Below are 25,504 nucleotides of genomic sequence, written 5' to 3'. Positions count from 1 at the left end.
GGTGCCTCCCCCAACGCGGAACGGGATCTGTCCAGTGCTTCACATGGGAAGCCCGCGCCAGTCCTGCGAGCGGCCTATCCGGAAGCGCTGTCCCGCTCGGCGGTGTCCGGCGGCACGACCGCGGGCGGCAGAACCGGCTTGGCGTGGAGCGCGCGGGCGGCGACGGCCATGGGGTCCTCGCCCGGCGCGCAGGGATGGGTGGCGGCCAGCAGGGCCTCGGGCACGCTGGCGGCGATGTAGTCGGCGACCGTCTCGTGCACCGGGATGATCATGGCGATGCGGGTCAGGTCCACCACCTTGCGCACCTGCCCGGAGGCGCAGAGCAGGGACAGCGCCTTGCCCGCCGACAGGGCCTCGCCGTTCATCACCAGCAGCAGGCCGATGCCGGCGCTGTCGATGAACTCCAGCCCGGTCAGGTCGAGGAGATGCCGGCGCTCGGCCCCGTTCTTCACGTCGGCGATGGCCTGCCGCACCGGGCCGGCGTCCTGGCTGGTGAAGCGCCCGGTGAGCACCAGACGGGCGAAGTGCCGCTCCTGCTCCTTGCGATACTGCACGGCCCGCACCCCTTTCCGACGTCCGGCGGCCATGATCCGGTCCGGGCCGTCGCCGGGCAAGCGGGCGGCGCCCTCGGGTCCTGCGCGATGTTGACGCAGGGCGGCCTCTTTTTATCACGGCTTCCTTGTCCCTTGACGGCGCGACGCGGCGGTCCTACAAGCGAGGACACGTGGTGATTTGGTCGACCGGCTTGCGGGCCACGTAAAACAACCCGCTAAAAAGGTCCGAGCCGCGTCCGCGCCTCGACCCGATCGGTCGGGGCGTTTTTTGTTGTGCCGGTCTGCCCCGCCGGCGGACAGAGGAGACAAAGCGGCCATGGCGCGCACCGATCATCGCAATCCGAACGTCGCGGGGCTTCGCCCGCGCTCCCGTCTGGTCCATGGCGGCGTCCGCCGCTCGTCCTTCGACGAGACCTGCGAGGCGCTCTACCAGACCTCCGGCTTCGTCTACGGCTCGGCGGAGGAGGCGGAGAGCGCCTTCGTCAACGACGGCTCCCGCCACGTCTATTCGCGCTTCCGCAACCCGACCACGGCGATGTTCGAGGACCGGCTGTGCGAGTATGAGGGGGCGGCCTGGGCCTACGCCACGACCAGCGGCATGGCCGCGGTGCACGGCGCCCTGTGGTCGAACCTGCGCACCGGCGACCGCATCGTGGCGCCGCGCTCGCTGTTCATCTCCTGCTACTGGGTGATCAAGGAGCTGTCGGCCCGCTTCGGGGTCGAGGCGGTCTTCGTCGACGGCACCGACCTGTCCCAGTGGGAAGAGGCGCTGGCCAAGCCGACCAAGGTCGTCTTCCTGGAGACGCCCAGCAACCCGGGGCTGGAGGTCGTCGATCTGCGCGCCGTCAGCGAGCTGGCCCACAAGGCCGGGGCCAAGGTGGTGGTGGACAACGCCTTCGCCACGCCGGTGCTGCAGCGCCCGTTCGAGATGGGGGCCGACGTCGTCATCTATTCGGCGACCAAGCACATCGACGGCCAGGGCCGCTGTCTGGGCGGCATCATTCTGACCAACGACAAGCAGTACGGGTCGGAGGTGATCCACCCCTACCTGCGCCACACCGGCCCGACCATTTCGCCCTTCAACGCCTGGCTTCTGCTGAAGGGGCTGGAGACGCTGGAGCTGCGCGTGTCGGCGCAGAGCGCCGCGGCCCTGACGGTGGCGGAGTTCCTGGAAGGCCACGCGAAGGTGGAGCGGGTGCTCTATCCGGGCCTGCCCAGCCACCCGCAGCACGATCTCGTCCGCAGCCAGATGACCGGCGGCGGCACCATGCTGTCGATCTTCCTGAAGGGCGGCAAGGAGGAGGCCTTCCGCGCCCTGAACGATCTGCGGATGGTGATGATCTCCAACAATCTGGGCGACTCGAAGAGCCTGATCACCCACCCCGACACCACCACCCATTCCAAGCTGACGGTGGAGGAGAAGGCGGCGGCGAACATCCGTCCCAACCTGCTCCGCCTGTCCGTCGGGCTGGAGGACGCCCAGGACATCGTCGAAGACCTCGACCGCGCGCTCGCTTCCCTGTAAAGACTGGACCCGGAACCAAATGCTGCAGTGCAGCGTTGGCGTCCGGGTCACGGTTTTTCGGCCCGGACGGATTTTTTGGCCCGGTCCGGGCCTTTGGTGAGGTGGAGCGAATGGCGAGACGCAAGGCCGGCAACGGCGAACCGACGCAACGCTTTCTGACGGTGGCGGGCGATCTGACCCGGACCGGCGTCAAGACCGGCGAGATGGGGGTGGCGGCGGCCCAGACGATCGGCTACCGCACCGCGATGATGGCGGCGGCCATGAACAACCCCATCGACCTCGCCAACCCGGAGTTCGTCCGCATGGGCTCCGAGAAGGTGGAGGCGATGGTGGAGGCCACCCACGCCGTCGCCAAGGGCATCGGCGAGATGCAGCAGGCCTGGATGACCCTGATGCAGGGCCAGCTTCAGGTCGCCATGGTGATGGTGAGCGGCCTCGGCCAGTGCCGCAGCCCCGCCGATCTGGTGGAGTTGCAGCACCGCACCGTCACCGAGTCGGTGGAGGCGGGCATCCACGCCGCGCTTTACATGGTCGAGTCGGTCACGGCCCTGACCCAGGCCGGCATGACCCCCGCCTACCGCACCGTCCGCGCCAACGCCCGCCGTCTGGCGAAGCTGCACGGATAAGGTTGGGCTCACCACGAAGGCACAAAGACACGAACGTCGTCGTGCTTTTGTGCCCTTGTGGTTAAGAACCTTTGTGTCTCAGCGCTTTACGATCACTGCCCCAGCACTTCGAAGCTGGACGGGGCGGGATCGATCACGCGGGGACCGCCGGGGGTGACCTCCAGGACGGCCAGACCGCGCTCCACGACGCCGTCCGCGCGCAGGCGGAAGACGCCGTCCATGCCTTCGAAGCCGTTGGGGTTGTTCAGCGCCGCGCGGTCGAAGCGGCCCGAGGCGTCGGGCATCTTGGCCAGCACCGCGGCGATCGCCGTGGCGTCGTAGGACAGGGTGGCGATGCGCGGCGGCTTGCGCCCGTAGGTCCTCTCGAAGCGCGCCTCGAAATCGGCGCGGCTCTGCGGGGCCGGGGCGGCGAACCAGGCGCCGGCCAGGGCGGGTTCCTGGCCCAGGCCGGGCTCGTCCCACAGGCCGGTGCCGAGCAGCTTCACCTGCTGGGTGCTCAGCCCGTTGGCCGACAGCGCCGACGCCAGACCCTGGGCGCGCGGCCCGCCTTCGGCCAGCATGACCGCCTGCGGCTGAACGCCGGCCTGGGTCACCTGCCGCGCCGGCTGGGCGAGGTCGGTCACCGCCGGGTCGTAGCGCTCGACCTGCGCCACCTGTCCGCCGAACTGGCGCGAGGCCGCCTGCACGGCGTTGACCACGGCGTCGCCGTAGGCGGTGCGCGGCGCCAGCGCGACGTAGCGCGTGGCGCCGCGCGAGCGGGCGAAGCCGACCACGCGGGTCACCTGATCGGCGGGCACGAAACCCAGCACATAGGTGCCGTTGCCGGCCTGGGTCCAGTCGTTGGTGAAGGCCAGCACGTCCACGCCCGCGGATTGGGCGACCGGCTTCACCGCCGCCACGTCGGCGGCGAACAGCGGGCCGAGGATCAGGCTTGCCCCCTCGGCGATCGCCTGCCGCGCCGCGTCGGCCGCGCCGGTGGGCGTGCCCCTGGTGTCGCGGGGCAGCAGCTCGAACCGGTCGCCGGCCAGATCGAACAGCGCCATCTGCGCCGACTCCAGCATGGCCTGCCCGATGGCGGCGCTGGACCCGGACAGCGGCAGCAGGATCGCCACCTTCAAGGTCTGCGGGGCGGCCGGAACGGCGGCGACGGGCGCTTGCGGCGCTTGAGTCGGCGGCGCCGGGGCCTTTACAGTCGAGCAGGCCGAAAGCGTGCCGACAACCAACAGGGCGGCGGCAGCCCGCTGCCCCCAAGCGCGCGAGAAAGGTGTCGTCAAGCGTGCCACCAACGATCTCCACATCCGGTCCGGCGCCCGAGCCCGTTTCCGGGCCCGGCGTCTCTGGTGAGGCTGAAGGTAGCGAGCCGAGGGCCGCAAGTAAACTCGGCGCCGGCCTTTATGTGGTCGCCACCCCCATCGGCAACGCCGCCGACATCACGCTGCGCGCGCTCGACACGCTGCGCCGCGCCGACGCCATCGCCTGCGAGGACACGCGGGTGACGGCGAAGCTGATGGGCATCCATGGCATCCACACGCCCTTCGTCTCCTATCATGAACACAACGCGGCAAAGATGCGTCCGGTCCTCATCGGCCGCATGAAAGCGGGCGAATCCATCGCTCTGGTCACCGACGCCGGCACGCCGCTGGTCTCCGACCCCGGCTATAAGCTGGTGCGCGAGTGCGTGGCGGAGGGGGTGGCGGTCACCACGCTGCCCGGCGCCTCCGCCCCGCTGGCGGCGCTGGTGCTGTCCGGCCTGCCGACCGACCGCTTCCTGTTCGCCGGCTTCCTGCCCAACAAGAGCAGCGCGCGCCGCGCCGCCGCCGGGGAGCTGAAGAACGTTCCCGCCACGCTGGTCTTCTTCGAGTCGCCGCAGCGCCTGCCCGAGTCGCTGGCCGACCTCGCCGACATCCTGGGCGCGCGGGAGGCCGCGGTGGCGCGGGAGCTGACCAAGCTCTACGAGGAGGTGCGGCGCGGCACCCTGCCGGAGCTGGCCGCCCACTACGCCGAGGCCGGCCCGCCGAAGGGCGAGGTCGTCCTGGTCATCGGCCCGCCCGGCGAGGAGGCCACCCCGACCGAGGCCGACGTGGACGCCCTGCTGAGCGAGGCGCTGACCCGCCTGTCGGTCCGCGACGCCGCCGCCGACGTGGCCGCCCGCACCGGCCAGAACAAGCGGACCGTCTATGCCCGCGCGCTGGAGCTGTCGCGGGAGGGGAAACCATGAGCGCCCCGGACGCCCTGCGCCGCCGGGCGGAGAATTACGGCCGCTACGCCGAACAGCTCTGCCGGATGGCGTTGCGGCTCAAGGGTTACCGCATCCTGGAAAGCCGCCTGCGCACCCCGATGGGAGAGATCGACATCGTGGCCCGGCGGGGCGACACTCTGGCGATCGTCGAGGTCAAGGCCCGCGCCGACTGGGACACCGCGAACGAGGCGGTCAACGCCCGCCAGCGGGGCCGCCTCGCCCGCGCCGCCCACGCCTATCTTGGGGCCAACCCGCAGTATGCCGGCTATGTCTTGCGCTTCGACGTCATGCTCGTTACCCCTTGGTCGTGGCCGCGCCACGTCCCGGACGCGTGGCGGGCCTGACGCGAAGGCTGAAGAAGAGGAAGGACGCCGCCCGTGACCAGCCGCGCCGAGGCCCGTGACATCCTGCGCCGCGTGGGGCAGCAGCCGGACGAGCAGATCGATCTGGCCGAAGCCGCCCTGGCGCTGGGCGCGCTGGAGGTGCCGGGCGCCGCGCTGGCCGACTACCGCCGTCACCTCGCCGACATCGCCCATGATCTGGCGGAGCGCGTCTCGCCCACCCTCGATGGGCTGGAGGCCCGCATCTCCTGGCTGCACGAGGTCATCGTGGAGCGGCACGGCTACGCCGGCGACCACGAGACCTACGACGACCTTCAGAACGCCAACCTGCTGCGCGTCATCGACCGCCGCCGCGGCCTGCCGGTGGCGCTGGGCATCCTGTATCTGCACGCCGCCCGCTCGCAGGGCTGGACGATGCTGGGGCTGAACTTCCCCGGCCATTTCCTGGTGCGGCTGGAGGCCGACGGCGCCCGCGCCATCCTCGACCCCTTCAACGAGGGGCAGGTGCGCACCGCCGTGGACCTGCGCGACCTGCTGAAGGCCACCGCCGGCAGCGCCGCGGAGCTGGAGCCCGGCCATTACCAGACGGTGTCCAACCGCGAGATCCTGCTGCGGCTCCAGAACAACATCAAGCTGCGCCACCTCTCCGCCCGCGACGTGCCGCGCGCGTTGGAGGTGCTGGAGGCGATGCGGCTGTTCGCGCCGGGCGAGGCGTCGCTGTGGCGGGAAACCGGCCTGCTGGAGGCCCACAACGGCAACCTCGGCGTCGCCATCGCCGCGCTGGAAACCTTCCTGGAGCTGACGGCCAGCGAACGGCACCGCCATCAGGTCGCCGCGCTGATCCAGCAGCTCAAGAACCAACTGAACTGATCCCATTCAAAAGCCCGTTTCGGAGACCCGCAGGATGAGCCTCGCCGTCGCCTTCCAGATGGACCCCATCGAGTCCATCAACATCGACACCGACTCGAGCTTCATGATGGCGCTTGAGGCGCAGAAGCGCGGGCACACGCTGTACCACTACCACCCGCGCGACCTCAGCCTGACCGGCAACGTCCTGACCGCCCGCGTGCGCGAGATGACCGTGGTCCGCCAGAAGGGCGCCCACTACACGCTGGGCGAGCCGCGGATCGTCGACCTGTCGACCATGGACGTGGTGCTGATGCGCCAGGACCCGCCCTTCGACATGGCCTACATCACCGCCACCCACATGCTGGAGCACATCCAGCCCAAGGTGCTGGTGCTGAACGACCCGGCGGAGGTGCGCAACGCGCCGGAGAAGCTGTTCGTCACCCATTTCCCCGACCTGATGCCGCCGACGCTGATCACCAGCGACAAGCAGGCGGTCCTGGAGTTCCGGGCGAAGCACAAGGACATCATCGTCAAGCCGCTGTTCGGCAACGGCGGGGCCGGCGTCTTCCACCTGAAGCCGGACGACGAGAATCTCGGCTCGCTGCTGGAGCTGTTCACCCAGCTCTACCGCGAGCCGGTGATCGTGCAGAAGTACCTGCCGGAGATCCGCCAGGGCGACAAGCGCATCATCCTGATCGACGGGGAGCCCGCCGGCGCCGTCAGCCGCATGCCCCAGGAGGGCGAGGCCCGCGCCAACTTCCACGCCGGCGGCAGCGCCAAGAAGACGGAGCTGACCCCGCGCGAGCAGGAGATCTGCAAGGCCATCGGCCCGGTGCTGCGCGAGAAGGGGCTGGTCTTCGTCGGCATCGACGTGATCGGCGACTACATGACCGAGATCAACGTGACCTCGCCCACCGGCATCCAGGAGATCAACCGGCTCGACGGGTCGGCGCTGGAGGCCACGCTGTGGGACGCCATCGAGCGCCGCCACCGGGAAAACAAGGGCGAGAACAAGGGCGAGAACAAGGGGGCCTGAGGGCCGAAGCTCCCCAGCACCCCCCGCCGGTCAGTCCGCGAAATAGCCGGGCTGGCCGAGGTCGGCGATGAGACCGGTCTCGCGGGGCTCCCATCCCAGCAGGGCGCGGGTGTGGGCGCTGGAGGTCGGGCAATCGATGCCGGCGAAGAAGGCGAACCACCCGAAATGGGCGGCCGCCTCCTCCGGGGCCTTCGACACCACCGGCAGCCCCAGCCGCTCGCCGATGGCTTCGGCGACGCGGCGCAGCGGCACGCCCTCCTCGGCGATGGCGTGGAACGGACCGCCCCGGGCGCCGGCCTCCAGGGCCAGCCGGTACAGCCGCGCCGCGTCCCGGCGGTGCACCGCCGGCCAGCGGTTCCCACCGTCGCCGACATAGGCCGAGACGCCGGTCCGGCGGGCGATGTCGTGCAGGATGCGCGCGAAGCCATGGTCGCCGACGCCGTGGGTCGAGGGCGGCAGGCGCACGACGCCGACGCGGACGCCGCGGGCGGCCAGTTCCTCGGCGGCGAGTTCGGTGCGGCGGGGCAGGGCGTCGGACGGCGCCCGGTGCGGATCGCTCTCGACCGCCACCGGCCCGCGCGCGGCGACGACCGCGCCCGCCGTCACCAGCAGGGGGCGGTCGCTGCCCTCCATCGCTTCGCCCAGCGCCAGGATCGCCTGATGATCCTCCCGGCAGTTGTCGGCGAAGCGCGAAAAGTCATGATTGAAGGCAGTGTGGATCACGCCGTCGGCCGCGGAGGCCCCGGCGCGCAGGCTCTCCAGGTCGTCGAGGGAGCCGCGGTGGACCTCCGCCCCGACCGTGGCAAGGGCCGCCGCCGCCGCGTCGGAGCGGGCGAGGCCGAGCACCCGGTGGCCGTTGGCGAGCAATTCCTGGACGATGGCCGAGCCGACGAAGCCGGTGGCGCCGGTGACGAAGACACGCATGGGGAAACCTCTTCCGATCAGGGTCGGGGGCCACTGTCCGCCGGGGGCTTATCCTGGTAAAGTCGTGACGTTATCGGGGTATAATGACCAACAGGACGGGCCGGCGCGCCATGACGGAGACGTTGTCCAAGACGGCGAACGCGGCTGGGGAAAGCCGCTCCACCGAGAGCCGCCCCGCCGAGAACCGCCCCCCCGAGAACCGCCCCGCCGAGAGCCGGTTGGGCGCCTATCTGAAGGACCGCCGGGCGAAGCTCGATCCCGCGGCCTTCGGCTTTTCCGCGGAGCGCCGGCGCACCCGCGGCCTGCGCCGCGAGGAGGTGGCCCAGCGCGCGAACATCAGCACCACCTGGTACACCTGGCTGGAGCAGGGGCGCGGCGGAGCGCCGTCCGCCGACGTGCTGGAGCGCATCGCCCGCGCCCTGATGCTCACCGACGCGGAGCGCGAGCATCTCTTCCTCCTCGGCCTCAACCGCTTGCCGACGCTGCGCTATCCGGTGGGGGAAGCGGTCACGCCGCGCCTGCAGCGGGTGCTCGACGCGCTGAATCCCAGCCCCGCTTTGATCAAGACGGCGACCTGGGACGTTGTCGCCTGGAACCGCGCCGCCGCTGCCGTGCTGACCGACTATGGGGCCCTGCCGGCGGCCCGGCGCAACATCCTGCGGCTGATCTTCTGCGATCCGCGCGTGCGGGCCGCCCAGTTCGATTGGGAGGGGGTGGCGCGCTTCGTCGTCGGCGCCTTCCGCGCGGATGCGGCGCGTGCCGGTGCCGACGAACCGGTGCGGGCGCTGGTCGAGGACCTGTCGCGCCAGAGTCCCGAATTCGCCGCCCTGTGGACCGCGAACGACGTGAGCCATTTCGGCGAGGGCGTCAAGCGCCTGCGCCATCCCACGCTGGGCACCCTGGAGCTGGAATATTCGGCCTTCGCCGTGGACGGGCGGCCGGACCTGACGATGCTCGTCTACAACCCGGCGAGCCCGGAGGACGCCGAGAGGGTGCGGGCGCTCCTGGCCTGACCCATCACGCCTTGGCGCCGGCAGGGCGCCGCACGAGGTCCAGGTACCGGTAATCCAGACCGTTCTCGGTCAGCAGCGGGCCACGCTCCGTCTCCACCCACTCCGGCCCCAGCGGCGGCATGACGGTGTCGCCCTCCACATCCCGCTCGACGCGGGTCAGGTGGACGATGTCGGCCAGCGGCAGGGTTTCGCGGAACAGCTCGGCGCCGCCGATCACCGCGACCTCCGGGACTCCGTGATCGCGGCACCAGTCCAGCGCCGCGTCGAGGGTGCCGAACCAGCGCGCGCCGTCCCGCTCGCCCGGCGGGACGCTGCGGCTGACCACCAGATTGTCGCGGCCGGGCAGGGGCTTGCGGGGCAGCGACTCCCAGGTGCGCCGGCCCATCAGGACCGGCTTGCCCATCGTCAGCTCCCGGAAGCGCTTCAGGTCGCCGGGCAGGGACCAGGGGAGGGTGCCGTCGCGGCCGATCACGCCGTTGCGCGCCGCGGCCACCACCAGACTGATGCGCATCCCAACCCCTTTCCCGGTCCGTTCACCCCACCTTACGCCGCGCGGAGCTGCTGGAGGAAGCCCCCGACCTCGCGGTGCAGCGTGTCGAGCTGGTGGCCGAGCTGGCGCGACATCTCCAGAACGTCGCGGGCGGTGGCGCCGCTCCGGGTCGCGGCACCGGTGACGCCGGTGATGTTGGCCGACACCTCCTGCGTGCCGCCCGCCGCCTCCTGGACGTTGCGGCTGATCTCGCGGGTCGCCGCCCCCTGCTCCTCGACCGCCGAGGCGATGGAGGTGGCGATCTCGTTCACCCGCAGGATGACCTGGGTCACGCCCTGGATCTCACCGACCGCGTCCCCGGTCACGGACTGGATGTTGGCGACCTGGGCGGCGATCTCCTCGGTGGCCTTGGCGGTCTGGTTGGCCAGCGCCTTCACCTCGCTCGCCACCACGGCGAAGCCCTTGCCGGCCTCGCCGGCGCGGGCGGCCTCGATCGTCGCGTTCAGCGCCAGCAGGTTGGTCTGGCTGGCGATATCGTTGATGAGCTGCACCACGGCGCCGATCTTCTGCACCGCCTCGGCCAGTCCGCCGACCTTGCCGTTGGCCCGGCCGCTGAGGGTCACCGCCTCGCCGGCGATGCGCGACGACTCGGCGACCTGACGGCTGATCTCCTGGATCGAGCCGGCCAGCTCCTCCGACGCGGCGGCCACGGTCTGCACGTTGGCGGAGGTCTGCTCCGTCGCCGCGGCGACCGAGGTCGCCAGCTCGTCGGTCTGGGCGGCGGCGCGGTTCATCTCGGCCGCGCGCTCCTCCATCGTCGCCGCCGCGTCGGAGACGGTGCGGACGACGGCGCCGATGCTCTGCTCGAAGCTGGCGGCCAGCGCCAGCATGGCGCGGCGCTTCTCCTCCCCGGCGCGCTGGGCCGAGGCGGCCTGCTCGGCCTCCAGCCGCTGCTTGTCGCGGGCGTTGTTCTGGAAGACCAGCACGGCCTTGGCCATGGCGCCGATCTCGTCGCCGCGCTCCGCCTCGGGGAAGCGGGTGGACAGGTCGCCGTCGGCCAGCGAGCGCATCTTGGCGCCCAGCCCGCGCAGCACCCGGCTGATGTCGGTGCCGACCCAGGCGATCAGGCCGATGGCCGGCACCGCCAGGACCAGGATGACCGCGGCCAGAGTCCACAGCTGCTCCAGGAAGGCGGCCCGGATGTCGTCGATGAAGATGCCGCTGCCGATGAAGATGTTCCACGGCGCGAAGCCGCGGACATAGCCCAGCTTCACGGCCATGTCGGTGCCGCCGACCGTGCGCGGCCAGTCGTACTCCAGCAGGCCGTCGCCGGTGGCGCGGACCATGCGGATGAACTCCACGATCATGTGGACGCCGTTGGCCGACTTCAGCGGCTTGACGTCGGCGCCGATCAGCTTCGCGTTGACGTGGGCGAAGCCGTAGCCGTCCAAGGTGTGGGCGAAGAGATACTCCTTGCCGCCCGCGTAGCGGATGCCGGCCACCGCGGCCTTGAAGCGGGCCTGAGCCTCCTCGCGGGTGATCTTGCCGGCGGCGGCGTCCGCCTCCAGCGAGGTGGCCAGGGTGACCCCGGTTTCCACGATGCTGTGCAGCGTTTCCAGCCGGTCGGCGTGCATACGGCTGTAATTGAGATAAAGGCCGGCGCCGGCGATGGCGAAGGATGCGACCGAAGCCGCGACGACGAGCGCCCACAGCTTGGCCCGAATGGAAAGCCTCGTGAGGATCATGGGATGTCTGCCTGAAACTGTCTGCCCTGTCCCGCGTCCCGGCAAGCGGCGGTTGTTTGCCTTTGTCTTTGCCGGGACTCCAAGAATGATCGACAGTCACAGGAAAAACATAAACGGACGTATAAAAATGCGGCGCGCGCCGGGGACTGGGCGCCTTTGTCACACCACGTTTCCGGGTATTGGCGCGGTCAGGCCAGAAGAGCCCCCAGCACGGCGTTCAACCGTTGCCGCCCCTCGTGGGTGGCGCGCAACGTGTCCTTGCCGATCTCCAGGAAACCGCCGGCCACCAGACGCTCCAGCGCGGCGGGATCGACCAGCCCGTCGAGGTCGCGGCCGGTCTCCTCGACCAGCCGGGCGCGGGCCACCCCCTCGCGCAGGCGCAGCCCCATCATCAGCAGTTCCGAGCCGCGGGACTCGCGGGCGACCGGTTCGGGCGCGGCGGCGCCGTGGCCGTCGCGCTCCACCCGCTCCAGCCAGATCTCCGGGGCGCGGTGGGCGCGGGTGGCGACTTTCTCGCCGTCCAGGGTCAGCCGTCCATGGGCGCCGGGGCCGACGCCGACGTAATCGCCGTAGCGCCAGTAGGTCAGGTTGTGACGGCTCTCCTCGCCCGGGCGGGCGTGGTTGGAGATTTCATAGGCGGGCAGCCCGGCGCGATCGAGCAGGCTCTGCGTCGCCTCGTAGAGGTCGCCGGCCAGATCCTCGTCGGGCAGCACCAGATCGCCCCGCGCGTGCAGGGGGAAGAAGGCCGTGCCCTCCTCGATGGTCAGCTGGTAGACCGACAGGTGGCCGACCGCGTGGTCCAGCGCTTGGGTCAGCTCCGCCTCCCACGCTGCGACGGACTGGCCGGGGCGGGCGTAGATCAGGTCGAAGCTGAAGCGCGGGAAGGTGCGGGCGGCCAGCGCGATGGCGCCGGTCGCCTCGGCCGCGCTGTGCTGGCGGCCGAGGAACTTCAGCGCGGCGTCGTCCAGCGCCTGGATGCCCATCGACAGGCGGTTGACCCCGGCGGCGCGGAAGGCGTGGAACTTGTCGGCCTCGACCGAGGTCGGGTTGGCCTCCAGCGACACTTCCAAATCGCTGCCCACCGTCCAGCGGGCGGCGATGCGCTCCAGGACGGCGCCGACCGTCGCCGGCTCCATCAGCGACGGCGTGCCGCCCCCGAAGAAGACCGAGGTGACCCGGCGGCCGGGCGTTGCGTCCGCGTAATGATCCAGCTCCCGCACCAGCGCGGCGCGCCAGCGGTCATGCTCGACCCGGTCGCGGACGTGGCTGTTGAAGTCGCAGTACGGGCACTTCGCCTTGCAGAAGGGCCAGTGGATGTAGATCCCGAAGCCAGGATCAGGAGTCACTTGAAGCATCGCTCCACAAGCTGGCGGAAGGCGTCGGCCCGGTGGCTCATCTCGTGCTTCCTGGCCGGGTCCATCTCGCCGAAGGTGATGTCGTGGCCATCCGGCATGAACATCGGATCGTAACCGAAACCATGCGCGCCGCGCGGCGGCCAGACCAGCGTGCCGGGGCAGCGGCCCTCCACCGTCTCGACATGGCCGTCCGGCCAGGCGAGCGACAGGGCGCAGACGAACCAGGCGCGACGGTCGGTCTGGCCCTTCAGCCCGTCCTCGACCTTGCCCATGGCCATCTGGAAGTCCTTTTCCGGACCCGCCCAGCGGGCGGAGTAGATGCCGGGGTCGCCGTTCAGCGCCGGCACCACCATCCCGCTGTCGTCGGCCAGCGCGACATGGCCCGCCTTGGCCGCGGCCAGGGCCTTCAGCTCGGCGTTCGCGACGAAGGTGGTCCCCGTCTCCTCCGGCTCCGGCAGGCCAAGCTCGCCCGCGGACACGAAGGAGGCGGCGTAGGGGCCGAGCAGCGCCGCGATCTCGCGGACCTTGCCCTTGTTGTGGCTGGCGATCACCAGCGTGCCGCCCGTGAAGCGGCGGGGAGGCGTGGTCATGGGAAGTTCCTTCGATGTGGACTGTTGCCCCCACCCTCCCGCTTCGCGGGTCCCTCCCTCCCCCGCTGTCGCAGGGGAGGGTCAGGGTGGGGGCAATGCGCAACCGCGCCTTTACTTCACCGCGATCGCCGCCTTCTGCAAGGCCACCAGCTCGTCGATGCCCTTGCGGGCGAGCGCCAGCAGCTCCATGAACTGCGGCTCGCTGAAGGGGCGCTCCTCGGCGGTGCCCTGGACCTCGACGATGCCGCCCTGTCCGGTCAGAACGAAGTTGGCGTCGGCCTGGGCGGTCGAATCCTCGGCGTAGTCGAGGTCGAGGACGCTGGCGTTCCTGTAGATGCCGCAGGAGACGGCGGCCACATGGTCGGTCAGCGGCATCGTCTTGAGGGCGCCGATCTGCATCAGATGCTGGAAGGCGAGATGCAGGGCGACGAAGCTGCCGGTGATGGCGGCGGTGCGGGTGCCGCCGTCGGCCTGGATCACGTCGCAGTCGATCTTGATCTGCTTCTCGCCCATGGCGGCGCGGTCGGTGACGGCGCGCAGCGCGCGGCCGATCAGGCGCTGGATCTCCTGGGTGCGGCCCGACTGCTTGCCCTTGGCGGCCTCGCGGTCGGTGCGGCTGTGGGTGGAGCGCGGCAGCATGCCGTATTCGGCGGTGACCCAGCCGAGGCCGGTGTTCTTCAGGAAGCGGGGAACGCCCTCGTCCACGCTGGCGGTGCACAGGACGTGCGTGTCGCCGAAACGCACCAGGCAGGACCCCTCGGCGTGCTTGCTGAAATGGGGCTCAAGGGAAATGGTGCGCAACTGGTCGTGGGCGCGGCCGGAGGGACGCATCGGGCATGATCCGCAAATCTGTTGAAATCGGCGGCAAGCTAGCGCCCGCTGCCCCCGCCGTCCAGCGCGCAACCGGGGCGCACGTTGATTCGGCGGGGACACCTGCCTAAATTCGGGACGCCCCTTCCGCAACCCAACAGCATCGTCCGGTTCCCGCCCCGCCATGATCACCGAGCTGAACCAACGGTCCCGCGAGATCTTCCGGCTGATCGTCGACGCCTATGTGGCGACCGGCGAGCCGGTGGGCTCGCGCACGATCTCGCGGAGGCTCGGCATGGCCCTGTCGCCCGCGACCATCCGCAACGTCATGGCCGACCTGGAGGAACAGGGGCTGCTCTACGCCCCCCACACCTCCGCCGGCCGCATCCCGACGGAAGCCGGGCTGCGCCTGTTCGTCAACGGCCTGCTGGAGATCGGCAGCCTGAGCGAGGACGAGCGCGGCTCCATCGAGGCGAAATGCGCCTCCTCCGGTCGGTCGCTGCAGGACGTGCTGGGCGAGGCGTCGACCCTGCTGTCCGGCCTGTCGCACTGCGCCGGTCTGGTGGTGGCGCCCAAGACCGATCGGCCGCTGAAGCACATCGAGTTCGTCTCGCTGGCCCCCGGCCGGGCGCTGGTCGTGCTGGTCAACGAGGACGGGCTGGTCGAGAACCGCGTCATCGAGGTTCCGGTCGGCGTGCCCGCCGCGACGCTGCAGATGGTCTCCAACTTCCTCAGCGCGAAGCTGGTCGGCCGCACGCTGGACGAGGCGCGGCAGGCCGTGCTGCGCGAAATCGAGGACCAGAAGACCGAGCTGGACGAATTGTCGCAGCGCGTGGTCTCCGCCGGCCTCGCCACCTGGGCAGGCAGCGGCGGGCAGAACAGCGGCCAGCTCATCGTGCGCGGCCAGGCGAAGCTGCTGGAGGACGTCACCGCCCTGTCGGACCTGGAGCGCGTGCGCGCCCTGTTCGAGGCGCTGGAGACCAAGGAGACCATGCTGCGCCTGCTCGACGCCACCGGGAAGGGCGACGGGGTGCAGATCTTCATCGGCGCGGAGAATGTGCTGTTCGGCCATTCCGGCTGTTCGCTGATCATCTCGCCGTTCCAGAACAGCCGCGAGCAGGTGATCGGCGCCATCGGCGTCATCGGCCCGACCCGCATCAATTATGCCCGGATCATCCCGCTTGTGGATTATACAGCCAAGGTCATCAGCCGCCTTGTCGGGTGACGCCCTTGGCAATGCTTCACCCATCCCCCACCAGACGACGACCCAAGACGACAACGAGAGAGCCATGAGCGAAGAGCAGAACAAGCCCGCCGAAGCCGAGGTGGAGCAGACCGAAGCCGTCCAGGACAAGGCCGCCCAGGACAAGGCCGCGGACGCCGGTGCCGGGGATCGCGTGGCCCAGCTTGAGGCCGAGGTCGCCAGCCTGAAGGACCAGCTCCTGCGCCAGATGGCCGAGGTGGAGAACACCCGCCGCCGCGCCCAGCGCGACCGCGAGGACGCCAGCAAGTTCGCCGTGTCCAGCTTCGCCAAGGAGCTGGTGACCGTGGCCGACAACCTGCGCCGCGCGCTGGAGGCCGTCCCCGCCGAGGGCCGCGAGAACGACGACGTGCTGAAGGGCCTCGCCGTCGGCGTGGAGGCGACGGAGCGCCAGCTCATCTCCGCCTTCGAGCGTGCCGGCATCAAGAAGATCGACCCGACCGGCGAGCTGTTCGACCCGAACTTCCATCAGGTGATGTTCGAGATCGAGAACACCGGCAAGCCCGCCGGCACCGTCGTGCAGGTGCTCCAGCCCGGCTACACCATCCACGGCCGCCTGCTGCGCGAGGCCATGGTGGGCGTCGCCAAGGCCGGTCCTCACGAAATGGGCGGCCAGCACGTCGATACGAAAGCCTGACCGTCTTCCGGACGGCAGGAGGCACGTCTCTTGCGGCGGCGCGGCGGCATGGTCCGGCGCGCCGCTTTTTTACCTGGCCCGTCTCCCGAGGGGGCGTCCGCCCGCGGTCCCTCGCGCACCGAAGGGCTTGCGCCGGGCGGTTCCTTCGCCTATTCGCATCGCAACCCCGATTCGCGTCGGGGAGTCTCGCGGCGACCCGTGAATTGCCCGTTCGGGGCCGCCGCCCATTCAGGGAACCGGACCCGTGGCCAAGACCATTCTGACCGTCGACGACTCCAAGACCATCCGCGACATGGTCGCCTTCACGCTGCGCAACGCCGGCTATGGCGTCACCGAGGCGGCGGACGGCACCGCCGGTCTGGCGGAGGTCAACCGGCAGAAGTTCGACTGCATCATCACCGACCTGAACATGCCGGGCATGGACGGTCTGGCCCTGACCCGGGCCATCCGCGGCAGCGCGCTCAACCGCGCGACTCCCGTCCTGCTGCTGACCACCGAGGCCGATCCCGCCAAGAAGACCGCCGGCCGCGAGGCCGGGGCCACCGGCTGGCTGGTCAAGCCCTTCAACCCGGACAAGCTGGTCGAGACCGTGAAGAAGGTCTGCCCGTAAAGCTTCCTCCTCCGGTCACCGCACCAGCACGACGGCGGCGCTGCGCGTCCGCTCGACCGCCTGGGCCATCTGCGACACCGCGGTGGAGATGCCGGCGATGTTGGCGGACGCCGTCTGCACCGAGGTCGCGGCGCTCTGCATGTTGCCGGACACGCTCTGGGTCACGCTGTTCTGCTCCTCGACGGCGGAGGCGGTGGCGGTGACGAAGGAGCGCACGGTCTCGATGCCGGAGCGGATGCCGTCCAGCGCCCCGGCCACCTCGGCGGAGGTCGCCTGGATCAGGTCGATCTCGCGGGTGATCTGCTCGGTGGCCTTGGCCGCCTGGTTGGCGAGATTCTTCACCTCCGACGCGACGACCGCGAAGCCCTTGCCCGCCTCGCCGGCCCGCGCCGCCTCGATGGTGGCGTTCAGCGCCAGAAGATTGATCTGGCTGGCGATGTTCTGGATCAGCCCGACGATGCTGTTCATCGACTGGGCGGCGTCGGTCAGGCGCGCCGCGTTGGCGCCCACCGCGTTCGCCTTGTCGTAGACGGTGTCGGCGGCGGTCCGCGAGTTGGCCATGCTCTGCGAGATCTCGCCGATGGAGGCGGCCAGCTCCTCGGCGCTGGCGGCGACCGTCTGCACGTTGGCCGAGGTCTGCTCGGCGGCGAGCGCCGCGGAACGCACCTCGGAGGACGACTGCGCCATCGCCTGGTCGATCTCGCCGAAATTCTGGTCGAGGAGGACCTTGAGGTCCCTCAGAAGATTCATCTGGTTGGTGATGTCGGTGGCGAACTTGACGATCTTCACCACCTTGCCGTGCTCGTCGAAGATCGGGTTGTAGGACCCTTCGATCCAGACCACCTTGCCCTGCTTGCCGATCCGGCGGTACTGGCCCGACCGGTACGTGCCGCGCCGCAGGTCGTCCCAGAAGGCGCTGTACTCCGGGGTGGTCTTGTGGTCGGTATCGATGAACAGGCTGTGGTGCTTGCCCTGGACCTCGCCCAGCTGGTACCCGAACGCCGTCAGGAAATTCTCGTTGGCGGTTCTCACGGTGCCGTCCGTGTCGAACTCGATGACCGCCTGGGAGCGGTGGATGGCCGCGACCTGGGCGGCGTAGTCCAGGTTCAGCAGACGCTCCTTGGCGTCGGCCCATTCGACGACGTAGCCGATGCGCTGCCCGTCCTTCATCAGCGGGGAAACCAGCAGATCGAACTGGTGGGTGCCGACCCGGATGGTGGCGCTGTGCGGGCGGGTCATGGCGCCCAGCATGCGCTGCTGGTGAACCGGATTCTTGTGGAACACGTCGATCTTGCTGCCGACCAGAGTGTCGACGTTGAAGTTCGGCAGTTCCTTGCGCAGGTCCGCTTCGGCTTCACGAAGAAATGATGTGACCGATGGATTGATATAAGTGATCTTCAGATCATTGTCGGCGATCATGATGTTGGCGCGAACGGTATCAAGCGCCGTTGTCTTATGACTTATCTTGTAGTCTTTCCGAAGCATGCCGAGCATGGCCAGACCCCATGGTTTTCATTGATGGGGCATATTGACACAGCGAAAGTGAAAGTCTACGGCCCGGCAAAAATAACATCAAAATTATTGCAACAATTTTCAAAATCTCATTATCAATGAAACACTTTTCAGCCATAAGAAGCGGAATACGAGAAATATTCTCTGTCATAAATATTCAGGCGATGCCTATTCAATTATATCCGGTATGAGTATGACGAATTCATTGTTTTGTGTAGGAAGAAGGATGCAGGCTCTCCGTTGCCGCAAGCTTCCGTCATACGCGGCAGGGCCCCGGCCTCATCCGTTCGGTCAGGCCGACGGCCTTGGAAACAGGAACTCTCCCGCCGGATCGTGGTCGGCGAAGCGCCGCTGCGCCGTGGCGCGGTTGGCGACGGCGTAGCAGTAGACGCAGCCGTGCGGGCAGGTGTCGTAATCGCCGATGTCGCGGCTTTCCGCGCACAGGCAGCCGGGGCGGTTGCCCTTCTCCCTGGCCGCGACGGGCCGTCCGGCGACGTCGGACAGCCGCTGCGCGTCGATGCAGCGGGCCGGCGCCGTGCCGGGAACGCCGGCCAGCTCCGGCTGGGTGCACAGCGTCAGCGCCATGCCGTGCTCCGCGGCGATGCCGGCCAGATCGGCGAGCAGGGCGCGCTTCTCCTCCGGGGCCGGGTCGCGCCAGGGCACGCCGGCGGCGTCCAGGTTGCGCGCCGTCTTGCGGTAGGGCTGGAGGAAGGACACCACCGCCTCGTCGGTCAGGCCGCGCATCCGGCCGGCCAGCCGGGCGAAGGTCTCGCGGTGCCAGGACGGCGGCGTGGCCCCCCCCTTCACGATGGGTGCCGTCACGATGGGGTCGTAGCGCCAGACGGCGGCGCGCGGCCCCCAGCGGTCGCGCAGCCGGGCCATATGCTCCACCGCGCGTTCCGCGTCGGGGACGGAGCGCTCCAGCGCGCCCGGCAGGCCGGTGACGCTGTATTGGACGACGAAGGGAAAGCCGCGCCCCGTCACCTCCTCCAGCGCCGGCAGGAAGGGGCCGAGATTCTTGGTCCAGAAGACGAAGCCGTCGACCTCCGCGCGGGTCAGGCCGATCCGGTAGGTCTGGCCGCCGTAGGGGTTGACCATGCGGCAATGCCCGGCCTCCAGCCGGTTCAGGAACCAGCGCCCGTAAAAGGCGGGGATGTCCGTCTTGTAGCTGGCGGAAATGATCATCGCCGGACCATGGTGGCTCGGCGGGCCGCGATCAAGGCTGGATTCGCCGGCGCTTCGGCCTAAAGTGCCGGCACAGGATCAGGGGAGGATGCCGTGACGGGCGGAGAGGACGGCCACGCAGCGGGCCATGGGATGGGCCACAGCGTGGAATGGGAAGGGGTGGTGCGATTCCGGCTGCCGGACGGCTGGCGCCCGGATGTGGAGGAGCATGAGGGCCACGCCGTGGCCGCCTTCCACCCGCCGGCCCCGGCGGGGGGCGTGCTGCGGCTGGTCACCGACCGGGTGGCGCCCAAGGACGGGCCGGACGGCGCCGTGGCGGTGCTGCGCGAGATGGCGCTGCGCTTCGTGCGCCCCGACGACCAGCGCGCCAGCGACCGCATCGTCGAGCCCTGGGGCGACGACGGCGTGCTGGCCCAGGCCGTGATGGTGACGGAGGAGGACGGCGGCACCGACGCCCATTACCTCTGGCTGGTCGGGGCGGAGCGGGACGGCAAGGCGGCGGCGGCCATGTTCAGCTACCGCCTGCCCATGGTCATGGACGGGGACGAGTCCTGCGCCGACACGCTGGCCCTGCTCGACGGCGCGATCCGCGCGGCGGAGATCCTGTAGAAGGTTTCGGCAAGCGCCCGGAAACAGGAAAGCCGCCCCGGCGAGGGCGGCTTTTTCTTTCGCGGCCTGACTTTGCAAGCTGGACTTCGCAAACTGGAATTTGCAACCTGACCGTGCAGGCCCGATGTCCCCGGCGTTCCCGCGCCGGTTCGGGCGATCCGCGTTCAGGCGGTCGGAAGTCCGCGGGTCAGCAGTGACCGGCGCCGCCGGACATCAGGGCCTTCAACTGCGCCGCCTTCGGATCGAAGGCCATGGCCGCCTCCTCCGCCGCCAGGGCGGCGAGGCTGATGAAGCGCGCCAGATCGTCCAGGTCGCACTTCGTCGCGTCGTCCATAAGGCTGTCGAGGCAGGACTTGATGGCCAGAGCCATGTCGCGCCGTTCGTCCATCATCTTGATCCCCCATGGAATGCTGCACACGGTCCCGCTTCGGAAAGCCATGCCTGCGAGCAAAAGCGGCCCCCTTACCACCGAGGGATATATCATATTTCCTTCGATTCTCCACTATTAGAATCTTCGGACAACAAAGAAGCAAGGCAACCGGCAATTGATTGTGCGCATTAATGCACACCATTACTTGTTAATGAAAAGTTAACATGGCTGGGTTGCGGGGGTTTTGCTTGTGTTAAAGCCCTGTAACAGAGCGCTTCCGGCGCAACGGGGTGGCGAAGGAGGTCCGTTGCACGCCTTATGCTTCTGAATACCCCGGTATTCACTTGCGGCGCGAAGCCGCAGGCGCGACGATATGCCCCGGCGTGCGCGTCACCTTTTGGTCTTTTGACGGTTGGCGGAATGACCAGGACGTTGCAGCCCGAAACGCACCTGCCTATATCTCCGGCGACAGACGTGAATCCACCCAACCGTTCCACCGACCCCAAGGGGATCGCGGCGGTGCCGGACCAAACGGGCCGCCACGCATCTGCCGAACAACAGAGGCTGAACATGAGCAAAGTCATTGGCATCGACCTCGGCACCACGAACTCCTGCGTGGCCGTCATGGAAGGCTCCAGCGCCAAGGTGATCGAGAACGCCGAAGGCACTCGCACCACGCCCTCCATGGTCGCCTTCGCGCAGAACGCGGAGCGTCTGGTCGGCCAGCCGGCCAAGCGTCAGGCGGTGACGAACCCCGAGAACACCCTCTTCGCGATCAAGCGTCTGATCGGCCGCCGCTACGACGATCCGCTGACCAAGAAGGACCAGGGCCTCGTCCCCTACAAGATCATTCCCGGCGACAACGGCGACGCCTGGGTGGAGGCCGTCGGCAAGAAGTACAGCCCGTCGCAGATCAGCGCCTTCATCCTGCAGAAGATGAAGGAGACGGCGGAGAACTATCTGGGCGAGAAGGTGACCCAGGCGGTCATCACCGTCCCGGCCTATTTCAACGACAGCCAGCGCCAGGCGACCAAGGACGCCGGCAAGATCGCCGGGCTGGAAGTGCTGCGCATCATCAACGAGCCGACGGCGGCCGCTCTGGCCTACGGCATGGAGAAGAAGGGCGCCGGCACCATCGCCGTGTACGATCTGGGCGGCGGCACCTTCGACGTCTCCGTGCTGGAGATCGGCGACGGCGTGTTCGAGGTGAAGTCGACCAACGGCGACACCTTCCTCGGCGGTGAGGACTTCGACGCCCGCATCATCGACTACCTCGCCGACGAGTTCCAGAAGGAGCAGGGCATCGACCTGCGCAAGGACCGTCTGGCCCTGCAGCGTCTGAAGGAAGCCGCCGAGAAGGCGAAGATCGAGCTGTCCTCGGCCATGCAGACCGAGGTCAACCTGCCCTTCATCACCGCCGACCAGTCCGGCCCGAAGCACCTGAACGTCAAGCTGACCCGCGCCAAGCTGGAAGCCCTGGTGGACGAGCTGGTCGCCCGCACGATCGAGCCCTGCAAGGCCGCGCTCCGCGACGCCGGCCTGAAGGCCAACGAGATCGACGAGGTGATCCTGGTCGGCGGCATGACCCGCATGCCCAAGGTCATCGAGGCGGTGAAGCAGTTCTTCGGCCGTGAGCCGCACCGCGGCGTGAACCCGGACGAGGTGGTCGCCATCGGCGCCGCCATCCAGGGCGGCGTGCTGAAGGGCGAGGTCAAGGACGTCCTGCTGCTCGACGTGACCCCGCTCAGCCTGGGCATCGAGACGCTGGGCGGCGTGTTCACCCGCCTGATCGACCGCAACACGACGATCCCGACCAAGAAGTCGCAGACCTTCTCGACCGCCGAGGACAACCAGAACGCGGTGACCATCCGCGTCTTCCAGGGCGAGCGCGAGATGGCCGCGGACAACAAGCTGCTCGGCCAGTTCGACCTCGTCGGCATCCCGCCGGCCCCGCGCGGCGTGCCGCAGGTCGAGGTGACCTTCGACATCGACGCCAACGGCATCGTCAGCGTCACGGCGAAGGACAAGGCCACCGGCAAGGAGCAGCAGATCCGCATCCAGGCGTCGGGCGGCCTGTCGGACGCCGACATCAACAAGATGGTCAAGGACGCCGAGGCCCACGCCGCCGACGACAAGAAGCGGCGCGAGCTGGTGGACGCCCGCAACCACGCGGACGCGCTGATCCACACCACCGAGCGGACGATCAAGGAGAACGGCGACAAGATCCCCGCCGCCGACAAGACCGCCGCGGAGGCCGCCGTGGCCGAGCTGAAGTCGGTCATGGACGGCGAGGACCTGGAGGCCGTGAAGGCGAAGACCGAGGCCCTGGCCCAGGTGTCGATGAAGCTGGGCGAGGCCATGTACAAGGCCGGCCAGGGCGAGGCCCCCGGTGCCGGTGCCGCCGGTGCTTCGGGTGCCGCCCCGAACGAGCCGGGCGTGGTCGACGCCGACTTCGAGGAAGTGGACGACGACAAGAAGAAGTCGGCGTAAGCGTTCGGAACCGGAGGCAATCGTCGGGCAACCGCCCGTTGCCTCCGGTGTCACAGCCGGGAGAACCCGGCGCCATGCAGTATCGTCCGGCCCGTCATCCTTCCTGCGGTGGCGGGCCGGAGATACGATTGGTCTGTTGAATGTGAAGGCGGTCGGGGCCCATGGCGAAACAGGACTATTACGAGCTGCTCGGGGTGGCGAAGGGCGCCAGCGCGGACGAGATCAAAAAAGCGTACCGCAAGATGGCGATGCAGTATCACCCGGACCGCAACCAGGGTGACAAAGACGCCGAGCACAAGTTCAAGGAAATCAGCGAAGCCTACGACGTCCTGAAGGACGAGCAGAAGCGCGCGGCCTACGACCGCTTCGGCCACGGCGCCTTCGAGAACGGGCGCGGCGGGGCCGGCGGCGGCTTCGGCGGCTTCGATTTCGGCGGTGGCGGCGGCGGCTTCGCCGACATCTTCGACGAGATGTTCGGGGAGTTCATGGGCGGGCGCCGCGGCGGCGGTGCCGCGTCGGGCCGCGGCCAGGACCTGCGCTACAATCTGGAGATCGGGCTGGAGGAGGCCTTCAAGGGCACCACGGCCAACGTCCGCGTTCCCTCCACCGTCGCCTGCGACTCCTGCAGCGGCTCCGGTGCGGCGGCGGGGACCCAGCCGGTCACCTGCCCGACCTGCCAGGGCCACGGCAAGGTGCGGGCCCAGCAGGGCTTCTTCACCATCGAGCGCACCTGCCCGGCCTGCCATGGCCAGGGCCGCGTCATCAAGGACCCCTGCAAGAGCTGCGGCGGCGCCGGCCGCCTGCGCAAGGAGAAGACCCTCCAGGTCAACATCCCCGCGGGCGTGGAGGACGGCACCCGCATCCGCCTGGCCGGCGAGGGCGAGGCGGGATTGCGCGGCGCGCCACCGGGCGACCTCTACATCTTCCTGGCCATCGCGCCGCACCCGATCTTCCAGCGCGACGGCGCCAACATCCACTGCCGGGTGCCGATCCCGATGACCACCGCCGCGCTGGGCGGCACGGTGGAGGTGCCGACCATCGAGGGCAGCCGCACCAAGGTGACGGTCCCGCCCGGCACCCAGTCCGGCCACCAGTTCCGCATCAAGGGCAAGGGCATGTCGGTGCTGCGCAGCCAGCAGCGCGGCGACATGTACATCCAGGCCGTCGTCGAGACTCCGGTCAACCTGACCAAGAAGCAGCAGGAGCTTCTGCGCGAGTTCGACACCGCCGGCAAGGAAGGCTCCCACCCGCAGTCCGAAGGCTTCTTCGCCAAGGTGAAGGAGCTGTGGGAAGACCTGAAGGACTGAGCGGTTCTCCTGCGTTCCGACCGCATGAAGAGGCCCGGCCCGTCGCCGGGCCTTTTTTCATGGCGGGCCGCGTGCTTTTGCCCCAGTGGTATGACCACTTCGGCGTTGACAGCGGCGGACGGCGGGAAGACTGTCCCGGCAAATCACGTACAAATGCGTTGATGCCACAGGCCGCGCCGCATACGCACGTATCCCTGGAAATCACAGCAATTGCCGTTGCCGATGGGGGGCATCGCGTGTATCAACAAGCGCTTAATCTCCTCAGGCGGTTCGCGGAGAGGGCATTCCAGGCGGTGAGCGGCGATCTCTCCTTCGAGCAGTTGCGCGACCTGATGCATCCGGGCGGACACACCCCGATCATCCAGCGTCGCCGGGCCGTGCTGATCCATTCCCGCGTCCGCATGGTAGCGGCCGTGTTCGCGGTGCTGACGCCGCTGTGGATCGTCATCGACGTCTTCATCTTCCCCTGGCCCCTGTGGGGCTATCTGGCCGGCCTGCGGCTGGTGTCCAGCTTCGCCTTCGGCGCGCTGGCGCTCGGCTACCGGATCTGCGACGACATGGGCAGCGCGTGGCGCGGGCTGGCCCTGCTGCTGTCGGTGCCGACGGTCTTCTTCCTCGCCTCGCACCCCATGCTGAACGAGGACATGATCGCGGGAAGCGCGCTGGCGGTGGCCGCCGGCTACGCCTTCCTGCCCTTCGTGATGGTGGCGGGGCTCAGCGTCTTCCCGCTGACCGCGCTGGAGGGGCTGGCCTTCGCGACGCCGATGCTGGCGGCCCACATGCTGGCCGGTGTCTACGGCTCGCTGGTCTTCCCCTTCCCCTCCTATCTGGGCGCCCTGTGGCTGCTGGTGCTCATCATGGTGGTGGCGACGCTGGCGGCGATGAGCCAGCTCCACTTCATGATGGCCCTGGTCGATCAGGCGTCGCACGACGGGCTGACCGGCGCCTTCTCCCGCCGAATCGGGGAGGAGCTTCTGAGGCTGCAATTCGCCCACGCCCAGCGCTCGGACCATCCGCTGTCGGTGATCTTCTTCGACCTGGACAATTTCAAGTCGATCAACGACCGGTTCGGCCACGACCAGGGCGACAAGCAGCTCGGGCGGTCGGCGGAGGCCATACGCGCCATGCTGCGCCAGTCCGACGTGCTGGTCCGCTGGGGCGGGGAGGAGTTCGTGGTCATCATGCCCAACACGTCCCGTCAGGGCGCCCTGACCGCGGTGGAACGGCTGCACGAGCGGGGGCTGGGCAAGCGCCCGGACGGAACCCCGCAGACCGCCAGCATCGGCGTCGCCGAATACCTCCACGACCGCCCGGTGGACTGGGAACGGCTGGTCGATCTGGCCGACCAGCGCATGTACGCGGCCAAGCAGTCCGGCAAGAACCGCATCGTCGCCGACGACCGGGTCCCCGAACCGGCCTGAGCGGT

Annotated in this window: 25 protein-coding genes and 1 riboswitch; of the genes, 14 read left to right on the top strand and 11 right to left on the bottom strand. The window is 69.1% G+C overall.

Annotation, left to right across the window (positions count from 1 at the left end):
• Positions 1–74: 74 nt before the first annotated feature.
• Positions 75–587 (bottom strand): STAS domain-containing protein, encoded by a 513-nt coding sequence (locus tag TSH58p_RS10800; RefSeq protein WP_146205862.1) that lies wholly within the window; start codon positions 585–587, stop codon positions 75–77.
• Between the two features lie 127 nt (positions 588–714).
• A riboswitch (SAM riboswitch) is annotated at positions 715–794 on the top strand.
• 76 nt (positions 795–870) lie between these two features.
• Here TSH58p_RS10800 and metZ point away from each other — a divergent pair.
• Positions 871–2,079 (top strand): O-succinylhomoserine sulfhydrylase, encoded by a 1,209-nt coding sequence (metZ, locus tag TSH58p_RS10795; protein WP_109069889.1) that lies wholly within the window; start codon positions 871–873, stop codon positions 2,077–2,079.
• Positions 2,080–2,189: 110 nt separating this feature from the next.
• Complete coding sequence (locus tag TSH58p_RS10790; RefSeq protein ID WP_109069888.1) at positions 2,190–2,705, top strand: phasin family protein; 516 nt, start codon at positions 2,190–2,192, stop codon at positions 2,703–2,705.
• 92 nt (positions 2,706–2,797) lie between these two features.
• Here TSH58p_RS10790 and TSH58p_RS10785 read toward each other — a convergent pair whose 3' ends face one another.
• Positions 2,798–3,817 (bottom strand): penicillin-binding protein activator, encoded by a 1,020-nt coding sequence (locus TSH58p_RS10785; protein WP_247874024.1) that lies wholly within the window; start codon positions 3,815–3,817, stop codon positions 2,798–2,800.
• Positions 3,818–3,981: 164 nt separating this feature from the next.
• Between TSH58p_RS10785 and rsmI the strand changes: the two genes are divergently transcribed.
• From rsmI to gshB, 4 genes are read left to right on the top strand one after another with little or no spacing between them, the layout of a single operon-like run.
• Positions 3,982–4,923 (top strand): 16S rRNA (cytidine(1402)-2'-O)-methyltransferase, encoded by a 942-nt coding sequence (gene rsmI, locus TSH58p_RS10780; RefSeq protein WP_371732415.1) that lies wholly within the window; start codon positions 3,982–3,984, stop codon positions 4,921–4,923.
• Positions 4,920–5,288 carry a YraN family protein gene (locus tag TSH58p_RS10775; RefSeq protein WP_109069886.1) on the top strand — a complete coding sequence of 123 codons (369 nt, stop codon included), beginning with the start codon at positions 4,920–4,922 and terminating at the stop codon, positions 5,286–5,288. The genes rsmI and TSH58p_RS10775 overlap by 4 nt, the downstream gene beginning before the upstream one ends.
• Before the next feature lie 33 nt (positions 5,289–5,321).
• A complete protein-coding gene (locus TSH58p_RS10770) occupies positions 5,322–6,155 on the top strand; it encodes a SirB1 family protein (RefSeq protein WP_109069885.1) in 834 nt (277 codons plus the stop codon).
• Between the two features lie 34 nt (positions 6,156–6,189).
• Positions 6,190–7,170 carry a glutathione synthase gene (gene gshB, locus TSH58p_RS10765; protein ID WP_109069884.1) on the top strand — a complete coding sequence of 327 codons (981 nt, stop codon included), beginning with the start codon at positions 6,190–6,192 and terminating at the stop codon, positions 7,168–7,170.
• Between the two features lie 30 nt (positions 7,171–7,200).
• Here gshB and TSH58p_RS10760 read toward each other — a convergent pair whose 3' ends face one another.
• Positions 7,201–8,094: an SDR family oxidoreductase gene (locus tag TSH58p_RS10760; RefSeq protein ID WP_109069883.1), complete on the bottom strand. Its 894-nt coding sequence runs from the start codon at positions 8,092–8,094 to the stop codon at positions 7,201–7,203.
• 110 nt (positions 8,095–8,204) lie between these two features.
• Here TSH58p_RS10760 and TSH58p_RS10755 point away from each other — a divergent pair, with 110 nt between their 5' ends.
• The gene (locus TSH58p_RS10755; protein WP_109069882.1) at positions 8,205–9,107 is read left to right on the top strand and encodes a helix-turn-helix transcriptional regulator; all 903 of its coding nucleotides are present in this window, start codon (positions 8,205–8,207) and stop codon (positions 9,105–9,107) included.
• Between the two features lie 4 nt (positions 9,108–9,111).
• Here TSH58p_RS10755 and TSH58p_RS10750 read toward each other — a convergent pair whose 3' ends face one another.
• The 5 genes from TSH58p_RS10750 to rph form a co-directional block, all read right to left on the bottom strand.
• On the bottom strand, positions 9,112–9,618 hold the full coding sequence (locus TSH58p_RS10750; RefSeq protein ID WP_109069881.1) for a dihydrofolate reductase: 507 nt from the start codon (positions 9,616–9,618) through the stop codon (positions 9,112–9,114).
• 32 nt (positions 9,619–9,650) lie between these two features.
• Positions 9,651–11,342, bottom strand: coding sequence for a methyl-accepting chemotaxis protein (locus TSH58p_RS10745; RefSeq protein WP_109069880.1), 1,692 nt, complete (start codon positions 11,340–11,342; stop codon positions 9,651–9,653).
• A 188-nt stretch (positions 11,343–11,530) separates the two neighbouring features.
• Positions 11,531–12,697 carry a radical SAM family heme chaperone HemW gene (gene hemW / locus TSH58p_RS10740; protein WP_109069879.1) on the bottom strand — a complete coding sequence of 389 codons (1,167 nt, stop codon included), beginning with the start codon at positions 12,695–12,697 and terminating at the stop codon, positions 11,531–11,533.
• Positions 12,685–13,287, bottom strand: a complete 603-nt coding sequence (gene rdgB / locus TSH58p_RS10735; RefSeq protein WP_109069878.1) for an RdgB/HAM1 family non-canonical purine NTP pyrophosphatase — start codon at positions 13,285–13,287, stop codon at positions 12,685–12,687. The genes hemW and rdgB overlap by 13 nt, the downstream gene beginning before the upstream one ends.
• A gap of 111 nt (positions 13,288–13,398) precedes the next feature.
• Complete coding sequence (rph, locus tag TSH58p_RS10730) at positions 13,399–14,118, bottom strand: ribonuclease PH (protein ID WP_109069877.1); 720 nt, start codon at positions 14,116–14,118, stop codon at positions 13,399–13,401.
• A 163-nt stretch (positions 14,119–14,281) separates the two neighbouring features.
• Between rph and hrcA the strand changes: the two genes are divergently transcribed.
• From hrcA to TSH58p_RS10715, 3 genes are all read left to right on the top strand, one after another.
• Positions 14,282–15,322: a heat-inducible transcriptional repressor HrcA gene (gene hrcA, locus TSH58p_RS10725; protein WP_035670634.1), complete on the top strand. Its 1,041-nt coding sequence runs from the start codon at positions 14,282–14,284 to the stop codon at positions 15,320–15,322.
• Between the two features lie 64 nt (positions 15,323–15,386).
• Complete coding sequence (gene grpE, locus TSH58p_RS10720; protein WP_109069876.1) at positions 15,387–15,995, top strand: nucleotide exchange factor GrpE; 609 nt, start codon at positions 15,387–15,389, stop codon at positions 15,993–15,995.
• 244 nt (positions 15,996–16,239) lie between these two features.
• Positions 16,240–16,605 carry a response regulator gene (locus tag TSH58p_RS10715; protein WP_014239024.1) on the top strand — a complete coding sequence of 122 codons (366 nt, stop codon included), beginning with the start codon at positions 16,240–16,242 and terminating at the stop codon, positions 16,603–16,605.
• A 15-nt stretch (positions 16,606–16,620) separates the two neighbouring features.
• Here the strand turns inward: TSH58p_RS10715 and TSH58p_RS10710 are convergent, their stop codons facing one another.
• Both TSH58p_RS10710 and TSH58p_RS10705 read right to left on the bottom strand, forming a co-directional pair.
• Complete coding sequence (locus TSH58p_RS10710) at positions 16,621–18,090, bottom strand: PAS domain-containing methyl-accepting chemotaxis protein (protein ID WP_348981726.1); 1,470 nt, start codon at positions 18,088–18,090, stop codon at positions 16,621–16,623.
• A gap of 318 nt (positions 18,091–18,408) precedes the next feature.
• Positions 18,409–19,302, bottom strand: coding sequence for a DUF1848 domain-containing protein (locus TSH58p_RS10705; RefSeq protein ID WP_109069874.1), 894 nt, complete (start codon positions 19,300–19,302; stop codon positions 18,409–18,411).
• 93 nt (positions 19,303–19,395) lie between these two features.
• On the opposite strand from TSH58p_RS10705, the gene TSH58p_RS10700 reads away from it, so the two are divergent.
• Positions 19,396–19,911, top strand: a complete 516-nt coding sequence (locus TSH58p_RS10700) for a hypothetical protein (RefSeq protein WP_109069873.1) — start codon at positions 19,396–19,398, stop codon at positions 19,909–19,911.
• A gap of 187 nt (positions 19,912–20,098) precedes the next feature.
• Here the strand turns inward: TSH58p_RS10700 and TSH58p_RS10695 are convergent, their stop codons facing one another.
• Entirely contained in the window at positions 20,099–20,302 is a 204-nt protein-coding gene (locus TSH58p_RS10695; RefSeq protein ID WP_014239027.1) for a hypothetical protein, read from the bottom strand.
• 297 nt (positions 20,303–20,599) lie between these two features.
• Between TSH58p_RS10695 and dnaK the strand changes: the two genes are divergently transcribed.
• The 3 genes from dnaK to TSH58p_RS10680 all read left to right on the top strand — a co-directional run bounded on the left by dnaK (position 20,600) and on the right by TSH58p_RS10680 (position 25,499).
• The gene (gene dnaK, locus TSH58p_RS10690; protein ID WP_348981725.1) at positions 20,600–22,771 is read left to right on the top strand and encodes a molecular chaperone DnaK; all 2,172 of its coding nucleotides are present in this window, start codon (positions 20,600–20,602) and stop codon (positions 22,769–22,771) included.
• A gap of 161 nt (positions 22,772–22,932) precedes the next feature.
• On the top strand, positions 22,933–24,078 hold the full coding sequence (dnaJ, locus tag TSH58p_RS10685; RefSeq protein ID WP_109069871.1) for a molecular chaperone DnaJ: 1,146 nt from the start codon (positions 22,933–22,935) through the stop codon (positions 24,076–24,078).
• A gap of 293 nt (positions 24,079–24,371) precedes the next feature.
• Complete coding sequence (locus TSH58p_RS10680; protein ID WP_109069870.1) at positions 24,372–25,499, top strand: diguanylate cyclase; 1,128 nt, start codon at positions 24,372–24,374, stop codon at positions 25,497–25,499.
• Positions 25,500–25,504: the final 5 nt, after the last annotated feature.

This window comes from Azospirillum sp. TSH58, assembly GCF_003119115.1.
Taxonomy (GTDB): Bacteria; Pseudomonadota; Alphaproteobacteria; order Azospirillales; family Azospirillaceae; genus Azospirillum.
The sequence above is the reverse complement of the archived record's forward strand: the minus strand, read 5'-3'. Positions and strand labels throughout refer to the sequence as shown.